The organism is Granulimonas faecalis (assembly GCF_022834715.1).
GTDB lineage: Bacteria > Actinomycetota > Coriobacteriia > Coriobacteriales > Atopobiaceae > Granulimonas > Granulimonas faecalis.
On the sequence record NZ_BQKC01000002.1, the window covers coordinates 120,902 to 146,863 of the forward strand.

At 70.7% G+C, this 25,962-nt stretch carries 20 protein-coding genes; 8 read left to right on the forward strand and 12 right to left on the reverse strand.

The window, feature by feature from the left end; genetic code table 11:
* The first annotated feature begins 42 nt into the window (after nucleotides 1-42).
* A complete protein-coding gene (locus OR600_RS09815; protein WP_135978615.1) occupies nucleotides 43-954 on the forward strand; it encodes a hypothetical protein in 912 nt (303 codons plus the stop codon).
* A 3-nt stretch (nucleotides 955-957) separates the two neighbouring features.
* On the opposite strand, the gene OR600_RS09820 is transcribed toward OR600_RS09815, so the two are convergent.
* Nucleotides 958-1,476 carry a metal-dependent hydrolase gene (locus tag OR600_RS09820; protein WP_168354100.1) on the reverse strand — a complete coding sequence of 173 codons (519 nt, stop codon included), beginning with the start codon at nucleotides 1,474-1,476 and terminating at the stop codon, nucleotides 958-960.
* 180 nt (nucleotides 1,477-1,656) lie between these two features.
* Here OR600_RS09820 and OR600_RS09825 point away from each other — a divergent pair, with 180 nt between their 5' ends.
* The 4 genes from OR600_RS09825 (at nucleotide 1,657) to OR600_RS09840 (ending at nucleotide 5,317) form a co-directional block, all read left to right on the forward strand.
* Nucleotides 1,657-3,366 (forward strand): UvrD-helicase domain-containing protein, encoded by a 1,710-nt coding sequence (locus OR600_RS09825; protein WP_135978617.1) that lies wholly within the window; start codon nucleotides 1,657-1,659, stop codon nucleotides 3,364-3,366.
* A gap of 45 nt (nucleotides 3,367-3,411) precedes the next feature.
* Entirely contained in the window at nucleotides 3,412-3,765 is a 354-nt protein-coding gene (locus tag OR600_RS09830; RefSeq protein ID WP_135978618.1) for a hypothetical protein, read from the forward strand.
* Nucleotides 3,766-3,856: 91 nt separating this feature from the next.
* On the forward strand, nucleotides 3,857-4,348 hold the full coding sequence (locus tag OR600_RS09835) for a hypothetical protein (protein WP_135978619.1): 492 nt from the start codon (nucleotides 3,857-3,859) through the stop codon (nucleotides 4,346-4,348).
* 9 nt (nucleotides 4,349-4,357) lie between these two features.
* A complete protein-coding gene (locus tag OR600_RS09840) occupies nucleotides 4,358-5,317 on the forward strand; it encodes an RNase A-like domain-containing protein (protein WP_265591144.1) in 960 nt (319 codons plus the stop codon).
* A gap of 137 nt (nucleotides 5,318-5,454) precedes the next feature.
* Here the strand turns inward: OR600_RS09840 and OR600_RS09845 are convergent, their stop codons facing one another.
* A complete protein-coding gene (locus tag OR600_RS09845; RefSeq protein WP_265591136.1) occupies nucleotides 5,455-10,833 on the reverse strand; it encodes an MSCRAMM family protein in 5,379 nt (1,792 codons plus the stop codon).
* 478 nt (nucleotides 10,834-11,311) lie between these two features.
* Between OR600_RS09845 and OR600_RS09850 the strand changes: the two genes are divergently transcribed.
* Complete coding sequence (locus OR600_RS09850; protein WP_265591137.1) at nucleotides 11,312-11,446, forward strand: hypothetical protein; 135 nt, start codon at nucleotides 11,312-11,314, stop codon at nucleotides 11,444-11,446.
* A 316-nt stretch (nucleotides 11,447-11,762) separates the two neighbouring features.
* Nucleotides 11,763-13,070, forward strand: a complete 1,308-nt coding sequence (locus OR600_RS09855) for a hypothetical protein (RefSeq protein WP_265591138.1) — start codon at nucleotides 11,763-11,765, stop codon at nucleotides 13,068-13,070.
* Nucleotides 13,071-13,259: 189 nt separating this feature from the next.
* Here OR600_RS09855 and OR600_RS09860 read toward each other — a convergent pair whose 3' ends face one another.
* Entirely contained in the window at nucleotides 13,260-14,009 is a 750-nt protein-coding gene (locus OR600_RS09860) for a restriction endonuclease subunit S (RefSeq protein ID WP_265591139.1), read from the reverse strand.
* Entirely contained in the window at nucleotides 13,937-15,544 is a 1,608-nt protein-coding gene (locus tag OR600_RS09865; RefSeq protein WP_265591140.1) for an HsdM family class I SAM-dependent methyltransferase, read from the reverse strand. The genes OR600_RS09860 and OR600_RS09865 overlap by 73 nt, the downstream gene beginning before the upstream one ends.
* A gap of 558 nt (nucleotides 15,545-16,102) precedes the next feature.
* On the opposite strand from OR600_RS09865, the gene OR600_RS09870 reads away from it, so the two are divergent.
* A complete protein-coding gene (locus OR600_RS09870) occupies nucleotides 16,103-16,858 on the forward strand; it encodes a hypothetical protein (protein WP_265591141.1) in 756 nt (251 codons plus the stop codon).
* A 69-nt stretch (nucleotides 16,859-16,927) separates the two neighbouring features.
* Here the strand turns inward: OR600_RS09870 and OR600_RS09875 are convergent, their stop codons facing one another.
* From OR600_RS09875 to OR600_RS09910, 8 genes are all read right to left on the reverse strand, one after another.
* Nucleotides 16,928-17,659: a class B sortase gene (locus OR600_RS09875; protein WP_265591142.1), complete on the reverse strand. Its 732-nt coding sequence runs from the start codon at nucleotides 17,657-17,659 to the stop codon at nucleotides 16,928-16,930.
* 83 nt (nucleotides 17,660-17,742) lie between these two features.
* Nucleotides 17,743-19,647: an AAA family ATPase gene (locus tag OR600_RS09880; protein ID WP_135978491.1), complete on the reverse strand. Its 1,905-nt coding sequence runs from the start codon at nucleotides 19,645-19,647 to the stop codon at nucleotides 17,743-17,745.
* 43 nt (nucleotides 19,648-19,690) lie between these two features.
* Entirely contained in the window at nucleotides 19,691-21,388 is a 1,698-nt protein-coding gene (gene mobL, locus OR600_RS09885) for a relaxase MobL (protein WP_135978492.1), read from the reverse strand.
* Nucleotides 21,389-21,391: 3 nt separating this feature from the next.
* The gene (locus tag OR600_RS09890; protein ID WP_168354078.1) at nucleotides 21,392-21,940 is read right to left on the reverse strand and encodes a hypothetical protein; all 549 of its coding nucleotides are present in this window, start codon (nucleotides 21,938-21,940) and stop codon (nucleotides 21,392-21,394) included.
* A complete protein-coding gene (locus OR600_RS09895) occupies nucleotides 21,930-22,289 on the reverse strand; it encodes a hypothetical protein (protein ID WP_135978493.1) in 360 nt (119 codons plus the stop codon). Before OR600_RS09895 ends, OR600_RS09890 begins: the two co-directional genes overlap by 11 nt.
* Nucleotides 22,290-22,340: 51 nt before the next feature.
* Complete coding sequence (locus OR600_RS09900) at nucleotides 22,341-22,799, reverse strand: hypothetical protein (protein ID WP_135978494.1); 459 nt, start codon at nucleotides 22,797-22,799, stop codon at nucleotides 22,341-22,343.
* Nucleotides 22,796-23,377, reverse strand: coding sequence for a hypothetical protein (locus OR600_RS09905; RefSeq protein ID WP_135978495.1), 582 nt, complete (start codon nucleotides 23,375-23,377; stop codon nucleotides 22,796-22,798). Before OR600_RS09905 ends, OR600_RS09900 begins: the two co-directional genes overlap by 4 nt.
* A 158-nt stretch (nucleotides 23,378-23,535) precedes the next feature.
* Nucleotides 23,536-25,962 (reverse strand): hypothetical protein (locus tag OR600_RS09910; protein ID WP_265591143.1); only part of this gene is annotated, 2,427 nt, incomplete at its 5' end.

Genomic DNA, 25,962 nt, shown 5'->3' on the forward strand with positions numbered 1-25,962 from the left:
CTACCGGGCGGGCCATCCCTTTACCTGAGACAAGGAGTCCCCATGGCCCTCGAAGTGCTCCGCGCCAGCGCCGCCTGGCCCCTGATCTCCCCCCTCCACCGCTGGGCCGCCACCATGCCGGGCAACCCCAAGGTGCCCGTGGCCATGGACTCCTGGGGGACCGACCGACTCCGGGGCAACCGGCACCGCGACGAGACCGACTGCGTGGACCTCCCCCGCCTCCTCGACCTGGTGCCCGACGGCACCTCCTATGGCTTCTACCTCGATTCTCGCGAGGCGGGCATCGTGGTCGCAGACATCGAGCCGGACTGCCCCGAGGACCTGCGGGAGCGCCTCCTCGACGCACCCTGGGCCTACGGGGAGATCTCGGTCTCCGGCAAGGGCCTCCACCTGCTCTTCCTCACCGACGACCTCGGCGGGTCCTTCGTGGAGGATGCCGAGCGCCTCCGCTCGGAGAACAACTGGTTCGAGTTCCTCCAGCGCCACTGGGTGACGTTCACCGGAAAGGCCCTGGCCAGGGACCCGGGATACGACCTCACCTCCCTTCGGGAGCTGTACGAGGGCTGCCCGACGGCCCTCGGGGGCTCCTCCTCGACGGCCGCCAGGGACGCTGCAGAGCTGGCCTGTGCCAGGAGGCCCGCCCGCAACTCTTACGAGGGCGACGAGGCCACCCTCATGGCCTACCTCGAGAGACTCGAGTACGGGCGCTCCCCCGCCGACTTCGGCGACGACCGGTCCACCTACGAGTGGACCCGGATGCGCTGGCTGCTGCACCGCATCCGCGAGTCCCGGGAGTACGGCGGCCTCGGCAGGTCCCAGGCAGAGGAGATCGCAGCGGAGTGCGCCCGCAGGACCTTCCCCGACGCCTATGAGCGCGAGGTCAAGAAGGGTATCCGCCAAGGGCTGCCCTGGTTCTCCTGGCTGGCCCAGAGGGCCGCGCAGGGGATTCTCTAGGGCCTAGCGGCAGACCGCGGGAAGGATCACGCAGACCCCGCAGAACAGGACCACCATGAGGGCCTCCCCGGCGCTCCCCACGCGGTAGACGCCGTGGTGGCCCCTCTTGTAGCGGTACGGGCCCGACCCCAAGAACCGCTGTGCGGGCCAGAGCCAGAGCACCCCCTGGCTGGACAGCGAGTCCAGGAAGAGGTGCAGGAGAAACCCGCCGAGGAACCACCAGGGGTATGCACCGAGGCCGCTTGAGGAGAGCCACCAGCAAGCCGCCCCGACCGAGAGTGCCGCCATGAGGGAGTGGGTAAGGGTCCTGTGGGCAACCCCCAAGGCGGCGAGGGTGAAAGACACCGGCCTGAGGCAGCGACCGGCCACCGACGTCTCGGTGTCCACGTCGGGAAGGAGCGAGCCTGCGACGGTCAGGGCGACCGCCAGGGCGCCGGGGGGAGACATGGGGTCCTGACCCATGAGCGTCAAGGCCGCCGCCCCCGCGCAGATGGCCGTGCAGACGTGCCCCGCACCTGTCATGGCAGACCCCACTTTCGGGTTCGAGTCCATATCTTTCGTACCTCAGTTTACTCATGTTCTACTGCGGTTTTACAGTTATTGGCACCTTTTCTATACCTGTGTCGGTCAAAGAGACGAAAATGGTTTCAGCTCAAGGCGGAAGCCCCGACCACGGGGTGGCCCGACCCTAAGGAGACCCCTATGCACATCGATCAGCGACACGGCCCGGACGGGGCCCTACCACCGCGCGTGAGGGAGGCCCTCGACGCCTTCGCCGCCGCGAGGGGGTCCATGGGCACCGTGGCCCTCCCCGTGCCGGAGAGGCCTTGGACACCCACCGAAGAGCAGCTCCGCTGCGCCCAGGCCTCCGGGCCTGCCACCCTCGTGGTCGCCGGGGCCGGATGCGGCAAGAGTTCCGTGGTGGACATGCGCCTCGACGCCCTTTCCGCCGCCGGCGTGGAGGCGGCCTCGGTGCTGTGCCTGTCGTTCACCAACGCCGCGGCAGACCACCTGAGGGAGCTCCACCCCGGGGTGCAGTCCCAGACGGTCGCGTCGTGGACCAAGGAGCGGTTCGAGGGCGTGGCCCCGGGTGTCGCCCTGGCCCCCGCCGAGACCTTCGCCAACATCACCCAGGCAGACCCCCGGCTCACCCGCTGCGCCGACATCGTCCGCCAGGGCACCCTAGGGCGCCGCGGGGCGGCGCTGTCCTGCGTGGAGGAGGTCACGGGCGACCCCGACGGGATCCTCGGCGCCCTCGAGGAGGTGGGCATCGCGGACCTCGTGATGCAGGCCGCCGTCGTGCTCGCCATGAACGGGCGGACGGGATCCGGCGGCATCTCCCACGTGATCGTGGACGAGGCCCAGGACAACTCCGCCGTCGACCTCCTGCTCGTCCTCTCGTTCTGCACCGCCTACGGGGCATCCCTGTTCATCGTCGGAGACGCCTGCCAGAGCCTCTACGAGTTCCGCGACGCCTCCCCCGACACGCTTTTGGCCCTCGCGTCCTCCGGTGTCTTCGAGACCCTCACGCTGTCAACCAACTTCCGGTCCTCCCCCGAGGTGCTGCGCTGCGCCAACGCCCTGCTGGGCGTCATGGAGTCCAACCGGGACTCGAGGATCGTGCTGCGCTGCCCGGAGGGGACCGACACCGGGTCGTGCTCGTGGGTGGACTACCGGCACCGCCGGGTGCACCCCCTGCGCAAGGACGTCGCCGGGCAGGTCGTCAGGGCGGCTTGGGAGAAGGCCACGCAGACCCTGGCCGCCGACGGCTCCGTGGGGCTCCTCGCCAAGACCAACGCCCATGCGGACGAGCTCGCCGAGGCCGCCCGGGAGGCTTGGCCGTGGGCCCGGGTGGTGCGCCCGGGGAGCCCCCAGAAGGCCCCCGCCACGGTGCTGTCGCGCTACCTGGCGCAGTTCGGCGACGTCGTCTCCCTCATGGAGGGCCCGGGGCTGGTCCCCATGGTCGAGCGCCATGTGATCGGCCACCTGGGCGACCTCGGCTGCGGGGAGGACCGGGCCACGGCGTCCCAGGTGTCCGCCTGGGCCTCCTGGGCGATGTCCCAGGGGGTCTCCGACATGCGGGGGCTCACCCGCTCGATCGCCTTCTTCGAGTCGTCGCTGTCGGACGAGACCGACGGGAACCCTTCCGTCGAGGAGGGCCCCACGGTGGTCTGCACCACGGTCCACGGGGCCAAGGGCCTCGAGTACGACTGCGTGGCGGTACCCCTCAACGCCCTAGACACCGACGAGGCGGACCTCCGGTGCGACTACGTGGCCCTGACCCGGGCCCGCAGGCACCTGGTAGCCGTGGGGTGCGTGAGGGAGCCAATGGCCGAGGAGGTGGGAGAAGCGCCCCTCGGATCCGTGCGGAGGGCATGCAACAGCGACGACGGCGATAAGGGAAACCGTTAGAACGACCCATTAAAGGGCGAACCACGATGTGTTTTGGAGGAGACCATGGACAAGACCGAGAAGAAGATGGACGGGCAGACCTACCTCACGTGGTGGGACGAGGCCAGGGAGGTCCCCGCCGTCCACCGGTGGGCCTACGACGAGATCGAGGCCGCCGCAGGAAGGGCCTTCGTCGGCATGATGTACGGGACGGACGCCCTGGACCCTCTGGACATCGGCGTGCGCGGCCTGATCGAGCTCCTCGAGGATGAGGGGGACCTCGACCCCAAGGCCTTGACCTGGAGGGCCGTTGCGGTGGCGGCCTTCGAGAACGCCACCGACCTCATCCCGTACCTGCTGGAGACCTACCCCCACTGCATCGACTGGGGCATCGACAGGAATCCGGAAACCGACGAGTAGGGCGCATTGCCCGACCGGGTGAGGGGAAGGCCCTCCGGGACCTTCCCCTCGTTCTGTGAGACAATTAAGGTACCTGATAAGGAGGTTTCCCATGGCCGATCAAGAACCGGTTTTCCCGATGATGCCCCTGGAGGAGTTCGAGGCAGCCGTGAGGGCCCACGAGGAACAGCTCGCGGGTTACGGAATCATGGACCCGCCTGCGATCGAGGTCGCGAGGCCGGCGCGTCTCGAGGAGAGGCCCTGGCGCTTCTTCTTCCCGGAGCACTGTGCGAAAATCGTGGCCAACAGCCTTAACGGTGCGGGTGCCCACACCGAGGTGGAATACGCCATCTCCCTCAGCCTGAGAAGGGACGGCACCTTCGAGCGGGGTACGGAGGCCCTTGCCTCCATGAACCTCCCTGTCTGGGCCAAGGACGAAAGGCCGGCCGTCGTCGCGACGGTGGCACCCAAAGACTGCGTCCGCAGGCTCGCAGATGCGGTCCTGTCCAGCCCCGATGTCGAGAAGTGGGACCGGACGGTCTACGCCCCACGCAGCTATACGGATGAGGAGTGGCAGGCCTCCCCCTCCGCCCACGAGGACTGAGCCGTGGCCATGCCGGCCGACAGCTTCGGCGCGTTCGACCCGAGAGGCTACCTGAGAGACTTTCTCCGCCCGAGGGTGTCCCATATCTCAAGGCATGTCGGCAAGGACCCGTCGTCGCTCATCGACAGGATCTGCGCCGAGCCCGGGTGCAAGAAGGCATCGTCGTTCGCCCCCTCCATGGACGTCCCGTTGCTGGTGAGAAACTCGCTCAAACTCAACTGGGACCACATAAGGGCCGCCTTCAGCACACGGGGACGCGACCGTCACGAATACCAGGTGGACCAGCAAGGATGCGGGCTCTCCATCCTGTGGGACGGCTACGGTCTCGTGGCCCGTAAGAGCGACCGGTTCAAGGTGGTCCTCGCCAAGGACCCGTCCATGAGGTACGGATTCTTCATCATGACCGCCTACCCGACCTTCTCCATGGAAGACCCCGCGGCCCCCGTGGACCTCGAGAGGGCGCTCCTCGGATCCGCCGCTTTCATGGCCCCCGCCACGGCCCCGGCCGAGGCCCTGAAGAAGGGGGCCATGAGGGCCTCCGCATACCTCGGCGAGGACATCCCCGTGGTCAGCACCGGGAACACCGTGCAGGCCCTGATACCGGTGTCCGACCGGGCGCTCCCGGAGGTGAGCGTCGCGACGAGGATCGACCACGGCCGGATCACCGCGACCCAGTTCACCGCCGTCAGGAGGGGCCCGGACGGGTCCTGCATGATCTGCGGCATCCCCGAGGGCACCGTGGGGATGTCCGCCGCGGAGTGCCTGCGAAGGGTGCTGGAGAGAGACGCCGGGCTCAAGGAGAGGATCCACAGGGCCACTGACCTCGTAAAATACCCCAAGGCCCGCACCAAGACCGCGGGGACGGTCCCGACGGAGCGTCCGCGGGGACCCCGCCGCGGGATGCGGCACACCCCTCCCCCGCCGGAGCCCCCGTCAAGGGCCCGAGACGACGGGTTCGAGCTGGGTTAGCCGAATCTGACGACACACCCTCCCTTGAGGAACGGTTTCGAGCCGTCCCCCAAGGGAGGGTCTTTTTTTGCCTGCAAAAGAGCCCCTCCCCGGACGACCCGGGAAGGGGCTCTGGAACGCTCCTGTCCGATGGGCCCCTAGAGGCGCATCTTACGGGAGATGTACCAGACCGCACCGCCGGAGGCGATGCCGGACATGATGGCCAGCATAGGGCCGGCGCCGGTCTGGAGCATGGTGCGGGCGGCGTGCTCGGCGGCAGCCACCTCGACGGGCTTGCCCTGGTCGCGCGGGGTCTGCACCACGGAGTCCTCGTCGTCATCCTCCATGAGGCGGCCGTAGGCCGTGCGGGCGACGTAGAGGTCGGCCTCGTTCTTGAGGTCGGCGCCGGGCACGTAGGCGTCGGTCACCTCGCAGGTGAGCACGGCGGGCATGTACTGGCGGGTCGTCCCGTCGGCCCCCTCGAAGGTGCCCTGGCTCTCGGGGTCGCCCTCGAAGTCGTCGTGGGGGGCCTTGAGAGAGTCGCTCTGCCAGAGGGCGGAGCCGTCAGGGCGGGTGGTGAAGCCCGCCTCCACACGGCCGTACTCGAAGCGCACGGCCGTGACGTGCTCACCCTCGGCGAGCTTCAGGTCGGAGACCTCCAGGGTGTCGGCGTCGGCGGCCGGGATGCCGGCCTTCCAGAGGTGCCAGCCGGTGTAGTTCTGGCGGCGCTCCTTGCCGTCGTTGTCGTAAGCGTCGTCCATGGTGGCGTTCGGGCCGGACTCCTCCACGAAGTCGCGGTCGGTCATGTCCGTGGCGTACCAGACGTTGAGCAGGCCGTCGTGGTCCTGCCACGCCTGGGGCGTGGTCACGGACTTGAGGTTGGCGAGGCCGTCGGTGACGCAGGTGAGCTCGTCGGTGACGGTGAACTCGTCGACCCAGGTGGTGCTCGTGTTCTGGAAGTCCAGCGTGTAGTCGAACTCACCGCTGTCGGAGACCGTGACGGCCGCGCGGTTGGCCCCGTCGCCGTTCTCAACGACGCCCTCGGCCACCGGGTCGGCGATCTGCTGGCGCTTGTCGAGGCGGCCGGAGATCTCGATGTCGGCGACCTTGGGGGTCTGGACGACCCTGTCCTCGTCGGAGTCCTCGAGGCCGTCGGCGTCGCCGCCGTTCCTGGCCAGGAAGACGTTGGCGCTGTTCTCGAGGGCGGTCTCGGGGATGTAGGAGCCGTTGACCCTCATGGTCACCTGGATGGGGCCGTAGGCGCTCCCCGAGCCGTCGCCGTGGCCGGTGTGGCCCTCGAAGGGGCACACGAAGGGACCGCCGGGAAGGACCTGGGTGATGTCGTCGTGGTCGTCCTTGAGGTCCTCGCGGGTCCAGGTGGACTCGTCCGGGCGGCTCGTGAAGCCGGCCTCCACGCGGCCGTACTCCAGGCGGATTCCGGTCACGCGCTCGCCCTCGCCGAGCCCCAGGTCTGCGACCTTGAGCTCGGTGTCGACGCAGGTGGGCACATCGGCCTTCCAGAGGCGCCAGCCGGTGTAGTCGAGGCGGCGGCCGTCGTCGCCCAGGCGGCCGGCGTTCTCCTCGGCGGCAAGCCACGGGTTCTCATGGCCGTCGGAGAGGGTCTGGTTGGCCCCGGAGGGGTCGACGTGGTCCTCCGGGGTGAGGTTCGTCCGGTACCAGACGTTCGCCTTGCCGTCGAAATCGGCACCGGCCACGCCGGTGTGGATGGCGTCGAGCTCGGCGAGGCCCGCCGCCACGGCCTCGAGCGGGTCCTCCACGGTGTACTCGTCGCACCAGGTGTTGGACGTGGAGCGGTGGTCGAGGGTGTAGGTGTAGACGCCGTCCTCGCTCTCGGTGACGTCGGCCTTGTTCTCGCCGTCGCCGTTCTCGACGACGTCGTCGGCCACGGGGTCGGCGACCTGCTGGCGCTTGTCGAGCTCACCGGAGATCTCGATGGGCTCGTCGACCATCTCCACGGGCACCACGGAGCCGTCCTCGGTGACGGTGAAGGTCACGTCGGCGGCCATGTCGTGGTCTCGGGGCGTCATGGTCTCGGTGAGGGTGTACTCACCGGGGGCCAAAGCCTCGATGCGGTGGGGCTCGTCGCCGGACACCCACCGGTCCACCGCCGTGCCCGAAGAGTCGGTCACGGTGAGCGTGGCCCCGGGAACCTCGGGACCGCCCGTGACCTCCACCTTGGAGACGTCCACCTTGGTGGGCTCGTCGGCCACGGTGACGAGGTAGTCGCCGTCGCCCTCGACGCGGCCGTCCTCGGCGGCCGTCACGGGGCTCACGGTGCGGTCGACCACGTAGCCCACGGGAGCCGCCACCTCGGCGTACTCGTAGGTGGTGGCCCGGGCGTTGGTGCCGAGGCGGTCGAAGGTGGCCCGGCCGTCGGCGCCGGTGGTGGCGAAGCGGGTGCCGGAGCCGTCGGTGAGCAGGCGGTCGACGCGCAGGGCGACACCATCGGCGCGGCCGAGGAAGAGCGTGCAGCCGCCCTGGCGGACGTCGGCGATGCCTGCGACGGCGCCGGCCACGGGCACGGTCTCGCCGTCGACCACGAGGTTCCAACCGCCGAAGGCCTCGGGGGCCTCCCAGGTGGCCTCCGTGCCCTCGACGCGAGAGAGGGCCACGGAGTCGTCGTGGTCGGCCACCGTGCAGCCCACCTCCCAGGCGCCGTCGACGTCGGCGACGTTCAGGGTGTAGGCGGAGCCGGCAGAGACCTCGAGGGAGGTCTCGCCGGAGGCCTCGGCCTCCTTGCCGTTGCACTGGAGGGCCACCCGGTAGGTGCCCGGGGCCACGGGGGTGCCGGTCTCGGAGAGGGAGTAGGTCTGGGAGCCGTCCTCGGAGACGAGGGAGACGGAGACGCCGTCGGCCACGTCGCCGGCCAGGACCAGGGCCGAGGCGTCGACGGGCTCGAGGCGGATGTCGTGGTCCTCGGTGTCAGGGGCCACGACGCGCACCGGGGAGGCGCCCTCCTCGGCAGCGTCGGCCGAGTCCTTGGGCCAGAGGGCGAAGGTGGCGCCGGAAAGGTCCTTGTCGGAGGTCGCGGAGACCTTGGACAGGACCAGGTGGTTCGGGGCGTTCTCGGCGGCGGTGCCGGCGGTCACCACCGGCGTCTTGTCGTCCTTGTAGGTAAGGGTCACCTCATGGGGGGTGGCGTCCAGGACGTAGCCGTCGGGGGCCTGGGTCTCGACGAAGCTGTAGGTGGCGGACCCCGTGCCGAGAGGCAGGAGCCCGGTCTCGGCGCGGCCCTCGGCGTCGGTGGTGACCATGGTCATGAGCTGGCCCGCGGCGGCCTGGACGCGGCCGTCGGGGGACACCACGTCGTTCTTGGCGTAGACGTGGAAGGTGGCGCCGGCAAGCGCCTCGCCGGTCTCGGCGTCGGTCTTCTCGATGGAGGCGCGGCCCTTGGCCTGGTCGTCGGAGAACCTCACGACGGTCACAGGGGCCGTCTCGTGGGTGCCGGCGATCTCGAAGGTGAGGTCCTTGCCGTTCAAGAGGTAGGGGGCCTGGGCCTTGACCTCGCGGATGGTGTAGGTGCCGGGCTGCAGGCCCTCGGGCAGGGTCACCATGCCGGAGCCGTCGGTGACGAAGGTGTCGAGGACGGTGTGGTTCGGGTACCACAGCTCGTTCTCGATCCGATTGCCCTCGGCGTCGAAGAGCTGGAACTCGAAGCCGGCCAGGGCCACGACCTGGCCGCTCTCGGCGTCGGTCTTGACGATCTGGACGTGGGACTCGACGCGGTCGTTGTCCACGATGTAGGACAGGGTCGTCCCGTCGACCATCTGGTCGGGCGTGATCTGCCAGGGCTGGACCGGGGAGAACCCGGAGGGCACCGTGGAGGCAACCTCGCGGACGGTGTAGCCGGCGGCGTCGTAGGGCAGGCAGCCCTTGACGGTGTCGGGGCGGGTGCCGGAGCCGTACCAGCCGTCCGTGAGCTCGGCGCGGCCCTCGTCGTCGGTGGTCATGGTCGCCACCACCTGGCCGGTGGTATTGGAGACAACCTCGAAGGAGATGTTTCGGCCGGGGTTCTGGAGGCCGGAGCCCTCGTTGCCGGTGTCGAGGTACTTCACGAGCTTCATGTTGAAGGCGATGACGTCCTCGAGGTAGTCGTCATCGGGGGTGAGCTCGACGACGCCGGCGTTGTTCATGGAGTCTGCGGTGACGTGGTAGGTGTGGACCGTGGGGTCGAGCCTGTAGCCCCTGGGGGCCCGGGTCTCGCGCACCGTCACGGTGCCGAAGGGGATGTCCCGGAAGGACAGATTCCCGTTAGCGTTGGTCGTGGCCCGCTTGGTCTGGGTGGTCCCGTTGTAGGGGTAGCTGATCTCGAACTCGGCCCCCTCCAGGGTGGCGCCGGCCTGGGCGTCCCCCTTGGTGGCGGAGTCCTTCTTCTGGATGTGCAGGAAGAGACGTCCCGGGTCGTCCGTCACCTTCTCCTCGCAGGCGGAGTTGCCCGTGCGGAAGGTGTGGGTCTCCGGGTCGAGCTTGTAGCCCTTGGGGGCCTTGGTCTCGCGGTAGGTGTAGACCTCGTTGGGGGCCAGCTTCAGGTCCGCGTGGCCGTTGGCGTCGAGGACCACCTTGGTCTTCTCCCCCGTGGTGGTGCGGGTGAGCTCGTACTCGGCACCGCCCAGGGCGTACTCGCTGTTGCCCGCGGTCATGCGGGCGTCGGCGGAGAGCTTCGTGAAGGTGACGCTCACCCGCGGGTTGTACTCGAAGCCCACCAGGGTCTGGTTGCCCGACGGGTCGGTCGGGGAGGTGGCGAAGTAGACGGCGAACTCGTCCTCGGCGGGCAGCCACGTGGTGTCGCCGGGGGCGGAGTACTTGATGAGCTTGGCCCGGGTGGAGTCGGGGTAGGGGCCGCCGCTCCAGTGCTCGGGGGTGGCCCAGCCGCCCACCTCGCCGTCGTAGGAGGCGGGGTGGTCGAAGCCGATGACGTAGCGCTTGACGGCGGCGACCTGGGCATCGGTGAGGCCCGTGCAGGCCACGTCGCCGTTGCCGTTCCTCATGTCGGTCATGAGGATGTGCATGAGCATCCAGTCGCGGTCCCACTCGGAGATGTCGCCGAGGTTCACGACAGACGTCGAGGGGAAGAGGCCGCCGTCGGAGCCCCAGCTGGCGCTCTCGTAGCGCGGGCCGCCCGGGCCCCACCACATGATGGCGCGGACGAGGTTGCGGTTCAACTCGGTGTTGTTGGCCGGGTCGCGGAAGAACCAGCCCCAGTCGCCGGTGGTGTCGTGGGCCTTGTAGCCCTCCCCCACGCGGACGTGGCTCGGCAGGTGTGCGTCGGAGCACTGGAGGACGCCGCCCCCCTGGGCCTCGAAGACGCCGGTGACGCCGAAGGGCCCGTAGTGCAGGGCGCTCCTGCACCGGATCTGCTGCTGGCCCGTGGCCGCGAAGGCCGGGGCGGCGGGCGCCAGGAGCCCCACGGCCTGGGAGGCCACGAGGACGACGGACATCAGGGCCGCCATGAGGCGGCGGCCGGGGCCGCCCCCGGGCGAGGCCTTCCTGTGTTTGGTTTCGGTACCGAGGCCCATGGGGCCTCCTTTCTTCCGTTGATCTCTCTGCTCGCTCACCGGCCTCAAGGACCGGCACGGGTAGCTCTCACGGCTTCCTCCTCTCCTCCATCGCGGGGCCCCGGCAGGGGAGCCCCGCCGTCGCGGGACCGGGACTTGCCCTACAGGGCCCATGGTGGCGGACCCAAGGGACCCCTGCCGGGTCGTCGGGTGGGGTCCGAGCGTCCTAGCTGGGGTTTCGTTCCTGCGGCCCCCGAGATGGGGTGACGGGTGGGCCCTTTCGGCCCGCGGTGGGCTCGGTCGACCCAAGTGTCGTATGGGTGGGGAGGGGCGGATTCGGCGTGGAAACCCGGAACCTGCGTCTAGCTGGGGGGGTGCCGAAGGCGGCGGAAAAGTCGATGACGAACGGGACACGCAAGGCGGCCCTTTTGCTAACATCGCCGGTGCGCGGCGGGGACGGCCGTCGTGGGCGCCGCCCTCCTGGAAGGAGGTGGGGCCCATGGCCGAGACGTCTGTCGTCGCCCTGCATGTCCTGCAGGGCGCCTACTACACTCTTGGCGTTGTGTACATGGTGGTGAGGATTCGCCGCCTCGTGCGCGAGGACGCTATCCGCAACAAAAAAGAGAACCGGTAGCCTAGGCTACCGGTTCTCAGCTCAACAATCACGGGTGGCGCCCACTTCCCAAGGCGGACGTTCCCGTCGCGTGCCCACATTGTACAACAGATGCCGACGGCCGTGGCCGGAGACGGACAGTGTCCCACAGAGCCTCGACCCCGGGCGCGGGGCGCCCCTGCGGTACGGGAGGGGGTGCCCCTCCGGCCAGAGGGTGTGCAGCCAGGATTCAACGCGAACGTTGCCGTCTCCTTATTTTCCCGGTTCTATCAGCTGTTTCCCTTGGTTCGTGCTATACTGTTTTCAACAGTATGCCACGACCGAAGGGAAGTTCTCTATGGCCGACCACCAGCCCCTGCAAGAGCTCCGCGAGGCCTCCAGACGGGTCCTCGTCTCCATAAAGGCCGTCCCGGGTCGCCTGAGGGAGGCCCTGACGGCGTCGCCGAACAAGGTCCGCAACCGCATCCTGGCCGCCGGCTGCTGCGCCGCCGCGGCCCTGCTGGTCGGCGCCGGGGCCTGGGCGGCGGCCGCCCCCGTCGCCCTGCCGGTGCCGGGGGAGCCGCCCGCCGCGGCCGACCAGGCCGCCGACGACGGGGCGGCGGGGCCCGTGGCCGTGGCCCTGGAGGTGAGCGCCGAGGGCTACACGGAGCAGTCCAGCCCGCTCGTGGCCGTGGTGGAGCCCGTGGCCGACGCCGGGGGCGACGGGGCCGACGGCCAGGGATCCGACGACGGCCCTGCGTCCCCCACCGAGGCCTTCGCCCACGCCGTGAGCGCGGAGGAGGTGTCCTCCGGCACGGCGTCGGTGGAGCTCAAGCCCGGCACCTACACCGTCTCCTTCGTCTCCCCCGTCAACCAGGACGGCTCCGTCTACAAGGTGCCCGAGCCCCAGGAGGTGACCGTGGCCGCACCGGAGGGCGAGGCCGACGACGGCGGTACGGCGCCCGAGTCCCCCAAGGTCGACGTAAAGCTCGACCCGGTGCCCGCCGACCAGGTGACCAAGGAGGACCTGGACAAGATCAAGTCCGACCTCGCCGACGCCGTGGCCAAGGGCGACGGCACCCTCTCCGGCGACGCCGGGTCCCAGGCCACGGACAAGGCGGAGGAGAACGCCTCCAAGGCGCCGGCGTCCAAGCCGGCCGAGGAGGGGCAGAAGCCCGAGGAGAAACCCGCGGAGCAGAAGCCTGCGGACAGTCAGACGTCCGGGTCGTCCGGCAGCGGATCCTCCGGCGGCGGGCAGTCGTCCGGCGGCGGCAGCTCCTCCGGGGGCCAGTCCTCGAGCTCCGTCGGCTCCTCCGGTGGCGGCCAGTCTTCCGGCGGCAGCGGCTCCTCGGGCGGCGGCTCCACCGCCCCGGCCAAGAAGTGGGTCCCCGAGCAGGGCCACTACGAGCCGACCTACGAGAGCGTGTGGGTGCCGAACGTGCAGTACATCCGGCACGAGCGTTGGCAGTGCTCGGCCTGCGGGAGCATGTTCTCCAGCGGCGATGCCATGGACGCGCACGTCTGGGGCACCTACGGCGACGCCCAGCACCCCAACGGCGCGTCCGCCATCGACCAGTCCTACACCGAGCAGGTGGACAACGGCCGCTACGAGAAGAAGCAGACCGGCCAGAAGTGGGTCGTGGACGTCCCCGGCCACTGGGAGTGAGGCCGGGACCGCGAAGGGGGCACCCGTCGCGAACCTCGACTCGTAACCAAGGAGGGGCCCCATACGGGGCCCCTCCTTTTTCCTGCCACTGACCGCCTCAAGGCCCTCCTCCCCCGCCGGGGCCATGACCGGCAGACGCCGTCGGCGCGCCGCCCTCTTGTTCGGGCATGGGGAAGCCCCTGTGGCCGCCTATTCCTCACCGGCCTCGTCGGACGCGTCCCAGAGGTCGTCGGCTTGAAGCGTCGAATCCAGACCCTGCTCCACCTCGGCCACCCCCGCGAGGGCCACGGCCACCCCCGCCCGGGCATCCCGCAGCCTCTTCGCTATCTCCCTCTGCTCCTCGATGGGTGGGAGGTAGACCAGCACCTTGCCGAAGTCGTCCTCCTGGGTCCTCCTACGGTTGCTGTGACCGGTGTTGATGGCCTGGAAGGCCTTCTGGAACCTCTTGCTCCGGAGGAGGACGGCGAGGAACTCCGGGTCGACCCGGTCCGGGTCCTTGACGGAGAGGGTCGGGTACTCCTTGGTGACGAGGGCGTGGTCGAACTCGTCGGACACGTAACAGACGACGCCCTTCCACAGGTCGATGCCGGAGTAGACGATGTCGCCCTTCCTGGCCTCGTACCACGTGCTGCTCGAGTCCGCGAAGTACATCCCCCTCCACTCGGGCGGGTTGGTGCCGACTCCGGCCTCCCTCAGCCGGGGGAGGCCGGTCTTTGAGAGGGTGAGGACCTTGTACTCCCTCATCGGGTCGCTGGAGAAATCGACGTCCCGGCGCTTTTGCACCACCACGTCCTTAAGGGGGGCGGCCGACCACCCCTTCGGCACGTAGTCTCGGGCATGGGCCTTGTAGACGTGGTACTTGGGGTCTATGCGGTGGCTCTTGTGGCTCGCCCAGACCTCGGACGCCGGGATCGTGACGCACCTGGGGTCATCGACCACCCCCCCCCGCTCCAACGCTCCCAGGCCCCGAGGATGGACCCGGCCTGGTCCTCGGCGACAAGGCCGCTGCCCGCGGCCGTGTAGAGGTCGTTTCGCGGGTCGGGCCGACCGGAGGGGGTGTAGCCGATGTGGGAGGCCTCGGCGAAGAATATCTCGTAGTCGAGACCGGCGTCGGTGAGGGCCTCCGGCATGTCCACACCCGGAGCCTCGAGCGCGTTCGCGAGTCGCACCGCCTCATCCGGCGCGTACTTCCCGAAGACCAGGACCGACGTCTTGTTCGACGCCCCGGACCTGCGGAAGGCGAAATCAGGCAGCGACACCACGGCCAGGATCCGGCCGTTCCTGAACAGCCAGTCCCTCACGGCCGGGCAGTTCGACTGCGGGCCCGCGTTGTTCAAGACCCCGTCGGGGATCACCATGCCGAGGAGACCGCCGGGCTTGAGCCACCCCACGCTCCTCTCCAGGATGACCTGCTCGGACTGCACCGCGTTCCGACCCCGACCGACGACGAAGGCGTCCAGGCTGGTCCCGTCGAGCTGGTCGTCGTCCCCCCTCTCGATCTTCGTGCCGAAGGGCGGGTTGCCCACGACAATGTCGAAGACGGAGTTCTTCCTGAGCCTGGGGTTCTCCAGGTTCCCGCTGAGGCAGCTCTTGTCCGCCTCGATGTTGGTGTGGCCGTCGTGATGGAGCAGGAGGCTGATCTTGCAGATCCGGGCAAGTGTGGGGTGGATCTCGATGCCGAAGACGTTCTTGAGGGCGAAGTCCCCCTTGACCCGGTCTATCTCCCCTTGACCGGCATAGGCGGCGTCCGCCTCGTTCCAGACCTGCAGGAGCGTCTCGAGCAGGAACCCGCCGGACCCGCATGTGGGGTCCAGGACGAAATCCGTGGCCTTGGGCCCGAGCATGGCGACGACGAACCGGGCCACCGGACGCATGGTGAAATACTGGCCCAGGCCGCCGCGGAAGACCGACCCGAAGAAGTCCTCGAAGGCGGTCCCGATCACGTCGGAGTCGGTGTGCATGAACGAGATTCCCTCGATGGCCCTCACCACCTGGGCGATCTTGTTGTCGGGCAGCTCGATCCTCTCATCTGCGGGGAACAGCGCGTCGTCCTGCGCCTTGGCGGCGGCGAACAGGCCGTGCACGCGGGTGGCCACGGCGGAGTCCGGCTCCCCGACGCCGACCTGGAAGCCCCTAGGGGCCCCCGTGGGCGTGTAGCGCTCGTCGCGCACCTTCGCGAACATGAGCTTGCTCCACTCGTCGAAGGCGGAGAGCGGGTCGCGTTTCCCACCGGCCCAGATGATCGAATGGGCCCTCCGGACGGAGGTGCTGATGGTCTCGGAATCGGCCGGGGCGATGTCTTTCGGACCCCCGGCATAGAGGGCGTAGGAGACCTTCTCCGAGTAGTTCTCGGGAAGCTCGTCCCTGTCGCCGAGGCGGTTCCTCTCCCTCTCCTTCGCCCCGTAACCTTCCACTTGCCACAGAGCCGACTGCCTGCCGTAGTCCAGGAGGGCGTAGGTCGCCTTGAGGGCCACGGAATTGGCGAAGGCCTGAGCCTCCCTTCGTCTATCTCCGACTTGGGGGCGTCCCGTTTCTTGTCCTCCACCACAAGCCAGACGTCGGTGCACCGCTTGTCCCGGTACAGAACGACGTCGGCATAATTATCGTGCGCCCCAATAACCTCGGTCTCGATTCTCTCCGCGTCGTAGCCCTTCTCAAGCACGAGGAACGCTATGGTGTCGGCCCGGACCTCCTCCTCGGGGTCCGCAATGGAGTAGCTCTTCTTTTTATGGACGTGGTAGACGATCCTGCCACCGTCGAGCTGGATGAGACCTCTTCTGATGGCCTCCAAGGTCAAGGGGGTAAGACCCAGCTTGGCGCCCGCGTCCATCTGAGACTCGATACTGGTACTCAAATCATCCTCCATTCCTAGGCCTTCCAACAGATTAAGGCTTGAGTGCCACCTCTGCGGTGGTCCTTGGCGAAGAGCCCCCCTGCCGGCGCCCCCGCCGACCCCCTGCCGGCACCCCCTGCCGGACCCGCTAGAATACCCCGTGAGCCCACCTTCGCCCCCAGACCCTCGAGGAGCCCCCATGGACACCGCCGAGACCCTCGCCGGGACGTTCCGCCGGCGTCTGCCGAAAGACCCCGCCGGAACCGCTGGCGAAACCCCCGCGAGAACCCTCGCGGGGGCGCCCGCGGAGTCCCCGTCGGCCGTCCCCGTGGACGCGGTCCGGGACGCCCTCGCGGCCCGCCTCCGGGAGGCCGTCGAGGTGCTCTTGGCAGGCTCCGCGGCACACCCCGTGGCGCCGTCCGCCGAGCCTGCGCCGCACCCCGCCGCGTACCGCCTGGGCTGGGCCGCGGGCGAGCTCCTGAACGACGGCCTCGACCTCCCCTTTCGCCGTAGGCACCGCCGGACCCCCGGGAGGAGCCGCCCGGTCCCGCCCCTGGCCATGGAAGGCGCCGCCGAGGGGGCCTGCATCGAGATCGACCCGAGGGGGTTCTTGAGGACCTTGGCCGCAGAGGTCGCCTTCGGTCCCACCGCCGAGGCCTGGAACGGGAGGGTCGAAAAGTATAACGAGCTGAAACGCCTCATCGCCAAGCTCGCCGACGACGAGGGCACCTTGGCGGAGGCCCTCTCGGAAACCCCCGTGTCCTGGTTCTTCCTGGGAATCGTCACGGAGCATGCCGCTGTGGACATCGAGGAGACGATCGGCGGGTGGTCCCGGTGGACCGAGGCCGAGGGGGCCTTCTGGGAAAGTGCTGCGGGGGCGGGGCTCTGGGAGAGCTGGCAAGGGCGCCTGCTGTCGGACCGCGCCTCGGGCGGTGCCGCCCGCGGGACGGCCTAGGGACACCCTCGGCCAAGGAAGAGGCCCCCAGGGGACGATCCCTTAGGGAGCCTCTTGCCGTCTGGGCCCTCAGACCCTGGCGCAGACCACCACGGTGCGCCCACGCTGCCCCGCCCAGGGGCTCGAGCAGGTGACGAGGGTGAGGACCCGGGACGTGTCCTCCGCGGTCCCCTGCCAGCCCTCCGCCGACGCCTCCGCCCGGGTGCCCAGGGATGAGAGCCAGGACCTCAGAGAGGCGACGTCGCATCCGGAGCCGTCCGCCCCGCCGGAAAAGTCGAAGCGCTGCACCTCGGGATCGGCCTTGTCGCAGCGGAAGGCGAAGAGGGGCCGGAAGGTCTCGGGGCCCTCGGGGACCGACCAGGTGACCGTCCCCAGGGAGCCGAAGACCTCCGGGGTCCAGGCCCGCCAGAGGGGGCTGAAGGCGCGCCAGTCGTCCACATGATGGCCGTAGACCAAGGTGTGGAGGCCGTAGGCGTCCGTCGCGGGGTCGATGACGGCCGAGCCGCACAAGGACCGCTCCCCCCAGAAGTTGCGGGAGAGCCAGAAGGAAGGGTCGTCTTCCGTGGCCTGGAGCACCGGGCAGTCGATGGGGGTCCCCTCCACGGTGAGCCAGGCCGCCACGGCCGGGTTCTCGGCCCTCAGGGCCTCCCAGTCGATGCCGGCCTCCTGGCCCGCCGTCGTCCCGGGGCCGGAACCCTGGGCGAGGTCCCTCATGGCCTGCCCCTCCAGGGCCGAGGTGCCGTAGACGGCCAGGACGGCGAGGATGGCCGCCACCACCACCGCAGCGATGGCGACGTTCAAGGCCCTTCTGCCCTTCGAGCGGGGCCGCGCCCCCCTGACCGCACCCACCCGCACGGCCGGTGCGGGCAGGGCCCTGCGCCGCCTCACCGCCAGCTCCCGTCGGTGACGACGACCCGGGCCGTGCTCTCGATGTTCACCGCGTGGGTCTTCGCCTTCTCCAGGACATCCTGCTCGTCGAGGAGCTCCCCTTCCACCGAGACCCGGCAGCGCAGGCTCTTGGGGTTGGCGTTGATGAAGGCGGCCACGGGCACCGCCACCCTGGACCCGACGAGGCCCTTGACCCGCCGGGCGCCACCGGCCTTGGAGTCGCGGACGCCGCCGGCGGCGTTCAGGAGGTCGCTTCGGAAGTAGTCGAGGAGCCTCGGGTCCACGTCCACCCGGACCCCGTGAAGCCTCCACGCCTTCTCGCACACCGAGGCCACCTCCCGCTCCACCACCCTCATGGACGTCTCCTCGGAGAGGGGCTGGAAGGGGACGACGCAGTCGATGCGGCCGAGGAACTCAGGCGTGAACACGCGGCCCCCCTCGAAGGAGGCCAGGCGGTCGTGGATGAGGGGCTCGAGCTTCTGGAGGAGCCGACCGGCGCCGCCGGAGTCGTAGCGGCCCACGTCGTCGAAGACGTCGGCGGCGGCGTTGGTGGTGACGACGACGTAGGTGCTCGAGAAGCTGGTCTCGCGCCCGTTCCTGTCCGAGAGGCGGGCGTCGTCGAGGACCTGGAGCAGGAGCCTCACGGCGGCCCCCGACGCCTTCTCGATCTCGTCGAGGAGAACCACGGAGAAGGGCCTCGACCAGACCTCCTGGCAGAGGGCCTGGCGGAACCGGTCAGCCAGGGACTCGTCGGCGTACTCGCTCATGTCGAAGCGGACCATGGCCCCGTCGCTGCCGAACAGGGAGGAGGCGAGGGCCTTGGCCAGCTCGGTCTTGCCCACGCCGGTGGAGCCGCAGAAGAGGAACGACGCCTTGGGCCTGCCGGGGTCGCAGAAGCCCGCGGCGCTGATCTCGAGGCGGGAGGCCACGGCCTCCGTGGCCGCCTCTTGGGAGAAGACCCGGGAGTCCAGGTAGCGGTGGATCCCCACGGCGTCGATGGCGGTCTCGATGCGGGCGCCGCAGAGGCGCTCCATGACGAGGGCCACCAAGGCCTTGTCCACAGCGCACCCGGTGCGCCTGTGGGTGCCCACGCAGGCGTCGGCCACCTGGATGGCCTTCCTGGGCTGGGCGTTGGCGGGCATGTAGTCGTCTGTGGCCGCCACCACGGCCTCCGAGAACCCGGGCTCCACCGGCACGGACCCGTCGAGGTGGCGGGTGAGGAACCCGTCGACCACCGCCACCACGGACCCGTGGTCCATCTCCTTGACGCTCACGCGCTCGAGGCGCTCCACGAGGGCCTGGTTGGGGCTCACGTACTCGACCCACTCCTCGTAGGTCGTCGCCGCCACCACATGGACGCCCACGGCGTTGGAGCGGGCGAGGATCGGCTTCAGGGCCTCCACCGCCCCGTAGGAGAGGCTCACGAGCTGGTGGAACTCGTCGATGAAGAGCACCACGGGGCGCCCCCCGTCGGCGGCGAGCCGCGCCGCGTCGTCGAAGAGGCCCTTGAGGCGCGCCCCCATGGCGTCGGGGTTGGAGAGGCCCTGGCACATGCGAGCGACGTCCACCTCGAGCCATAGGTGGGAGGGGTCCCTGCGGGACGCCTCGTAGACAATGGTGGACTTGCCGGTGCCGGCCCTGCCCAGGAGCACGACGTTGGACACCTCCGGCCTCTCCATGGCGCAGGCCATCTGGTCGAGCTCGTCCTCGCGCCCCTTGACGGGACGGGTGGGCACGGGGCAGGGCGCGGCGTACTCCGCGAGGCCCTCGTAGGCGCCGAGGTCCACCGGAGGGGCCTCCGGCGCCCCCTCGGCACCCGAGGGCGGCTCCTCGTCGCGGGCGCCCCCGAGGCCCAGAAGGGCGATCCTCGCAGACAGGTCGATGTCGTCGTAGCGGCCCATGGGCCACCTCCTTGTCGTATGCGCGGGCCCCCCTTTCGGGGCCCTACTCCACGGCGGGTCCCGGCGGGACCACCTTGCCGCGCCTCTCGGCGGCCCTCGGGGCGGCGTCCGGCAGGACCTCCGGCGCGGCCCCCTGGGAAGGCCCTTGGCGGACCGTGCCGGCGGACCGTGCCGGCGGGGTCTGCCCGGAGGGGCCCTTCGTGGGTCCCCTCCCCCGTCCGTCTGCGGAGGGGGCGTCTTCGGGGCCCTTCGCCGGCCGCCTTCCGGGGCCCTGGCCGGGGGCGCCTTGCGGGGCGGTCTCGGCCGGGTCCTTCCCGGGGACCTCAGCGGGCGCTGCCCGGAGGGGCCCGACGGAGTCCAGGAAGTCCCCGACGGGACCAGGGAGGCCCCCGCCACCCTCCGCCAGGGCCCCCTCGATGCGCCCGCAGGACGCCTCGAGCACCTCCGGCGCCCCCTCGGGGGTGACCGCGGGGACGGGCCCGTCCGAGGAGGGCTCCCACCCGAGGTCCGCGAGGGTTTCCGCGGCGACCGACCCCGGGTCTTCCGAGGCCGCCTCGTGGAGGGCCCGCGCCTGGACCGCCCCGTCGAGGAACCCCATGGTCCTCAGGGCGGCCGCCGCGGCCCGGGCGTCGTCCCTGAGGCGGCGGAGCCTCCGGGCCCCGAGGGGGCCGTCGGGGGGCGTGGCGGGGTCCGCGAGGGCCCGGGAGCAGGCCAGGGCGACCGTGACGGCCTTGGCGCCTGCGTCCCTGGCCTGGGCCGCAGAGGAGAGGGACTCGTCGGCGGGGGCGCAGGGGCGCATCTCGAGGACGGGGCCGAGGGCGCGGGCGGCGGCCCGGTCCAGCCTGTCGGCCTCGGCGGCCTCGAGGCGACCGGCCACGGCCCGGGCCACCTCGGCGGGCCCGTCGCCCACGGCTACCCCGGCCCTGTCCCGGGCCGCGGCGCGGGCGTGGGCGCCCAGAGCGTCGGACGGCCGGTGGCCGGTGGCCGCCGAGGCGGCCATGAGGGCGGCCTCGATGTCGCGGCCGGGCGCGGGCATCTCCGCGACCCGGGGCCTTTCGGGGGACGCGAGGCCGCGGAAGGGGGCCATGATCCGGGAGAGCCGCTCCAGCTCGGCCACGGCGGCCCTCTTGGCGGCCGCCAGGACGTTCCTGCGGAACTTGCCCTTCCGGGCCCTGGGGGAGCTCTCCGGGCCCGCCTCCACGATGGTGACGTGGGCGTGGACATGCTCGGTGTTGGTGTGGACGGCGCAGGTGGCGAGGGGCCTGACGTAGCCCTCGCAGAGCCTGTCCGCGGCCCTCATGACGGCACGCCTCACGCGGACCACGTCCACCCTGCCCGCCAGGCGGCCAGGAGGGTCTTCCGGGCGGGCCGCGGCCATGGCCCCGACCCTGCGAAGGAAGTCCGTGGCGAACGAGATCACCGCCGTGCACACGGCCCGGCCGCGCTCGAAGAGCCCCTGGATCATGCGGGCGGCCGCCCGGGTCCAGGACGCGGGGGCGGAGAGCGTGCGCCCGTGGCCGGGGAGCGTCCCGAAGGCGGTGCCGTCCCGGGGGGTCCCCGAGGCCGACGGCCTCAAGGGGGGAAGGTCGTAAGCGGCCTCCCCGGGGACCGTGGGCAGGGCCTCGCAGGCCTCCTCGCGGTTGTCGTAGTCCTCGACATGGGGCCCGGGCCGGCCGCCGCGGGTGCCCCCTGCGGCCGTCCTCAGGGTGAAGCTGTTGTGGATGACGACGTCGGCCGCCATGGCCTAGGCGTCCCCGGGGCCCTCGGCGGGAACCCTCACGGCCACGAGGGTGGCGAGGCCGTTGACCTCGGGGCCGTCGAAGTCGACCTTCTGGACGGACACCTTGGCGGACTCCTCCCCCACCGACTCCTCCACAACGGCCGCCGTGCAGGGCACGTCGAGCACGGCCCCGACGAGGGCCGAGAGGTCCACGTCGGCCCTCCTGGAGAAGAAGCCGGACCCCACGAGGGTCGAGAGGTCGGCGTCGGTGAAAGCGGCGGTGAAGTCCACGGGGATGGGACTCTCCCCGTGGTCCACGGCGGCCACGCCGTAGCCCAGGACGGGACAGCCGGCCATGGGGTCCCCGGAGACCCTGACGGCCTCCCCGTCCACATGGACCCCCGGGCGCCAGTTGCGGTCGCGGTCCCAGACGAGACGGGCACCGGTGACGCGGACCTGGGCCACGGCCTGGAGCACATCCCGGGTGATGGAGAACCGCCCGGGGAGACCCCTGGCCTTCACGAGGTCGGCACCGATGGTCAGGGGTTCCGCCTTCTGGACCCTAGCAGCCATGGCACTCCCCCGTCTTGCCGATGAGGGAGTCGACGAGCCAGCCGTGGAACGACCTCGCGCGGTCGAGCAGCGTGTCCCAGATGAGCAGGCCGAGGCTGCGGAGGGCGAGGGCGATCAGCACCGAGAACATGACCATGGGCGGACCGACGACCAGGAAGAGCCGGCTCAGCGTCCAGTCGGCGGCGACGCCGCAGAACTCCGCCCAGTCCGTCGCCAGGGAGATGGAGAGGTCGATGGCGAAGGGGACGAGGACAGACATCGCCAGGGCCCAGAGAACGAGGTGGACGACGCGACAGAGGACCCAGAGGGCGGACGGGGTCGCGGACTTCAGCTTGGATTTGACATTCATACGATGTGTGCGCCCGGGCGGCGGACGTAGGGTCCGGGCCAAGCGCTCCTCCTATCTGTCGGTGCCCGTCGGTACGGGGAGGGCGACCAGGGCCGCGACGGCCGCGGCGGCGTCCCTCGTCGGGCAGGTGAACGTGGCCCCGTCGAGAACGAGGCGGTAGGGGTCGTCCGGGTCCACCGAGACGGACCTGCGGCCGTAGGCCTCGGGAGGAAGTCCGGGCCCGGAGAACTCCACGGAACCGGGCGCGCACGACGCCGTGGCGGAGAAGCGGCGGTCGCCGCGGCGGTAGATCCCGTCGACCTCCAGGGCGCCGCGGCGCCCCTTGGCGCAGAGGGCAAAGGTGACCCGGTTGGAGACCAAGGCGGAGAGGGCGCAGCAGGCGGGCAGCGCCGCCATGGCCACGCCCCCCGCCACCGCCCCCGTCGCCGAGGCGAAGGCCATGGCCCAGAACGACGCCACGGCCGCGGCGGCCACGGCGCATGCGGCGGCGATGCGTGCCGTGGCCGTCACCGGCCCTCCCCGATGCGGTCGAGGGCCTTCAGGGTCTCGGCCACGGAGCCGTCGGGCATGGTCACGGCCGAGCGGATGCACCGCACCCGGTCGAGGGCCACGGCGAGGTCGGCCTTCGCCTGGGCGGCGTCGCCGCGGGCCGAGGCGAGGTCGGCGGCGAGCTGGGCGATGCGCTCGTCGCGCTCGGCGATCTTGGCCTCGAGGTCGGCGACCTCGGTCGCGTGGCGCTCATCGCGCTCCCGCATCCAGGCCTCGACCACGCCCCCGACGTCGCCGAGGATCTCGGCCACGGGGTCCTGGCCGACCGGGGTGCGCGCAGGCCGCCCAGAAGGGCGCGGTGCCGGGGGCGCGGCCGGCGCGGGGGCGGGCGCCTCCTGCCCCTCGGCAGCCCCGCCGTCTTCGCCGTCACCGTCGGCGCCCTCCACGATCTTCGCGAAGGCGCTGTCGTAGGCGTCGCGGTCGAAACCGTCGTCGACGGTGCAGAACAGGTCGCCGGCGGCCTCCTCCTCGGCCTCGTAGTCGATGGCGCCGTCGGCGTCCTCGAAGGCGGCGAGCCCCCCTGCGAAAACGTCCTTCATAGGTCTCCTTTCGGTCTCGCGCCCTCGGGCGCGGTGTGTCCTTGGACACAGATTCTGGTGGAGACCGAAGAAAGGCGCGGTGTCGCCTTTTGGGGGCACCGCGCCTGAGCAGGGACTTTGCAGACCGCCTTCCAAAGTCATGTACGAACGGGACGACCTCAGAGGGAAGGTCCGGAGGCATCGCGGTCCCGCTGCCTGCCCATGGAGGTGGACAGGAAGCTGCCGTGGACCGGCGCCACGGGCATGTAGTGGCTCTCCGCGAACAGCGCCCTGGCGTCGGCCGGACCCCAGTCACCCCTTCCCTGGGCCCTGCGGGCCTCCTTCACCGAGGGCGGGGCCACGGCCTCCAGGCCGTCGTAGAGGTTCGCCCCGCCGGCGTCGGCCACCTCCCTCATGGTGTGGGGCCCGAAGCTGTAGGCGAGGTAGTCCAGGGTCGAGGACCCAAGGTGGTCGACGTAGGAGCGGCGGGTGACATCGGCCACCTCCTCCACGCCGTCCTCGTTCCTGACCGTGAGCTGGGAGGCGAGCCGCTTCGCGAGGTCCGGGTCCACTGACAGGCCCATGCCCCTCGGGTCGGTGACGAACATGTTGACGTTCTCGGCCCAGCGATCGGGGTCGGCCTGACCGGGCTCCGACCTGGACCAGCCGTCCCCGTCGGGCTCGATAAGGCCGCCGGAGTAGACGGTTCGGGCGGGCTTGCCCATGAGGCGGTAGAGCCCCATGGCCCTCACCGCGTCGTGCTTCGCCTGGAGCAGGCTCTGGGTGTTGAGGTAGATCAGCTCCGTGGCGGCCTCGACGTCGCCCCCGCGGCAGGCGGCGACGAAACGCTTGCTCCACGCGCCGGACTTGCCTGTGCCCTCGCTCTTGACGGCGGTGGAGATCTGGGAGGCGGCGGTCCGCTCGGCGGTGCGGCCGCAGCCCCCGCCGCCGATGGAGACGATGGAACCGTCGTCGGCCATGGAGAGGTCGAAGCCGGCGTAGCTGAACAGGTCCTCGATCTTTCCCACGCTCCCCTTGACGCCGGTCTCGACGCACTCCCGGTACAGGGAGGTGGCGCAGGCCTCCGGGCTCGAGACCAGGATGTGGCCGCGGTAGGTAGAGGCGGCCAGGGCCTCGGAGACGTGGGCGTCGTAGGAGGAGACGAAGTAGGGGGCGCCCTCGTTGGCGAGCACCCTGTCCTCCGCGAACCCCTCGGAGAGCCCGGGCCTCTCGGCGATGCCGCGGGCCACGTCTCCCCCCTCGTTGAAGTAGACGGGCTTGTTGCCGCGATCGTCGGCGGGGGCGGAGACGTCCAGGCGGACGCCCGGGGCGGCCACGGTGAAACGGGCGGCGGCCTCGGCCCGGGCCTCGGGGGTCCTCAGGGGCACGACGCCGATGGTGTCCCCGTCGAAGTCGCCGTCGTAGGACATGGCGGTCACGGGGTTCACGGCGATGTCGGCGATGGCCTCGTCCACCCTGGCCCTGAGATAGCGCACCCCTCCCCTCTTGAGGATGGGGTCCCTCCACGTGAGGACCCAGTCGCCGTCTGCGACGCCGGCGTTTTCCGCGATCTCGGGGGAGAGGGCGACCTCGGTCACCGAGAGGGAGGGGTCGGGATGCCAGACCGCCGTGGAGGACCCTGGGATCCTGCCCTTGAGGAGGCGCTTGACGAACTCGTTCGCCTTGGTGTCGCAGACCTCCCGCTCCACCTGGGACGACAGCCGCAGGACCGTGCCCCTCGCCCGGTCCTCGGCCCGGTCCGCGCGCTCGGCGCACTCGGCGGCTCTCGCGGCGTCGCCCGCGGCCTCGAAGGCCGCGGCGCACCGGCGGTAGAAGTCCTGGGCGACAACGGCCGTGAGGGTCTGGGCGTACATGCGGGTGACGTCGCTCTCCCTCTCCATGCCGTCCGGGCCCACGGAGGCGCGGCGGGCAGACACGGCCATGACCGGGAGCCTCCAGACACCCCTCTCCGCGTCGTAAGGCACGGGCTGGTCGACCCCGTGGGAGTCGGGGCCGAAGCTCACCTCGAAGGGCACCTCGACGTAGCCCCCGGGCCCGCGGAGGCAGCGGGCGACGTCGGACCTGAGCAGGGCCATGTCGAGGCGCGGGACGCGGGAGGCGCCGAGGCAGGCCGCGCCCCTGGAGCCGGCCTGGCGGGCCGCCCCGGCCAGCACCTGGCCCACGGGCAGCTCGATGGCCCTGTCGCCGGCGTCTTCGGGGGCCTCCATGCGCCCGATGGCGCCGTCGTCGGCCAGGGTCACCCCGAAGCTGCGGCAGCGCTCGCGGATGTGGGAGAACGACGACTCCCTGCCGTAGAGCTCGGAGGTGATCCCGTCGCACCCTTCCTGGGACAGGATCCACAGGAGCTGGCCGGAGGTGTTGCGCCCCTCTCCCGCGTCGGCGTCGTAGACGTGGGTCTTGACATCGACGAGCTTGTCGGTGACGTCCACATGGATGGTGCCGCATCCTCCCCTCACGAGGCGGGCCGGCTGCTCCTGAGGGCAGATCGGGGCGCCGGAGGCGGCGGCCTCCGAGGCGGCCTTGAGGGCCGAGGACTCGAGGCCCTTGCGGGCGGAGTGGTGGCGGCGCCTCTGGGCCTTACCCGA

Coding starts and splice junctions, on each gene's coding strand:
- OR600_RS09830 (WP_135978618.1), top strand. CDS start 3,412: ATGGACAAGACCGAGAAGAAGATGGACGGGCAGACCTACCTCACGTGG.
- mobL (WP_135978492.1), bottom strand. CDS start 21,388: ATGGCGGCCGACGTCGTCATCCACAACAGCTTCACCCTGAGGACGGCC.
- OR600_RS09815 (WP_135978615.1), top strand. CDS start 43: ATGGCCCTCGAAGTGCTCCGCGCCAGCGCCGCCTGGCCCCTGATCTCC.
- OR600_RS09850 (WP_265591137.1), top strand. CDS start 11,312: ATGGCCGAGACGTCTGTCGTCGCCCTGCATGTCCTGCAGGGCGCCTAC.
- OR600_RS09820 (WP_168354100.1), bottom strand. CDS start 1,476: ATGACAGGTGCGGGGCACGTCTGCACGGCCATCTGCGCGGGGGCGGCG.
- OR600_RS09880 (WP_135978491.1), bottom strand. CDS start 19,647: ATGGGCCGCTACGACGACATCGACCTGTCTGCGAGGATCGCCCTTCTG.
- OR600_RS09845 (WP_265591136.1), bottom strand. CDS start 10,833: ATGGGCCTCGGTACCGAAACCAAACACAGGAAGGCCTCGCCCGGGGGC.
- OR600_RS09890 (WP_168354078.1), bottom strand. CDS start 21,940: ATGGCTGCTAGGGTCCAGAAGGCGGAACCCCTGACCATCGGTGCCGAC.
- OR600_RS09895 (WP_135978493.1), bottom strand. CDS start 22,289: ATGAATGTCAAATCCAAGCTGAAGTCCGCGACCCCGTCCGCCCTCTGG.
- OR600_RS09835 (WP_135978619.1), top strand. CDS start 3,857: ATGGCCGATCAAGAACCGGTTTTCCCGATGATGCCCCTGGAGGAGTTC.
- OR600_RS09870 (WP_265591141.1), top strand. CDS start 16,103: ATGGACACCGCCGAGACCCTCGCCGGGACGTTCCGCCGGCGTCTGCCG.
- OR600_RS09825 (WP_135978617.1), top strand. CDS start 1,657: ATGCACATCGATCAGCGACACGGCCCGGACGGGGCCCTACCACCGCGC.
- OR600_RS09905 (WP_135978495.1), bottom strand. CDS start 23,377: ATGAAGGACGTTTTCGCAGGGGGGCTCGCCGCCTTCGAGGACGCCGAC.
- OR600_RS09855 (WP_265591138.1), top strand. CDS start 11,763: ATGGCCGACCACCAGCCCCTGCAAGAGCTCCGCGAGGCCTCCAGACGG.
- OR600_RS09840 (WP_265591144.1), top strand. CDS start 4,358: ATGCCGGCCGACAGCTTCGGCGCGTTCGACCCGAGAGGCTACCTGAGA.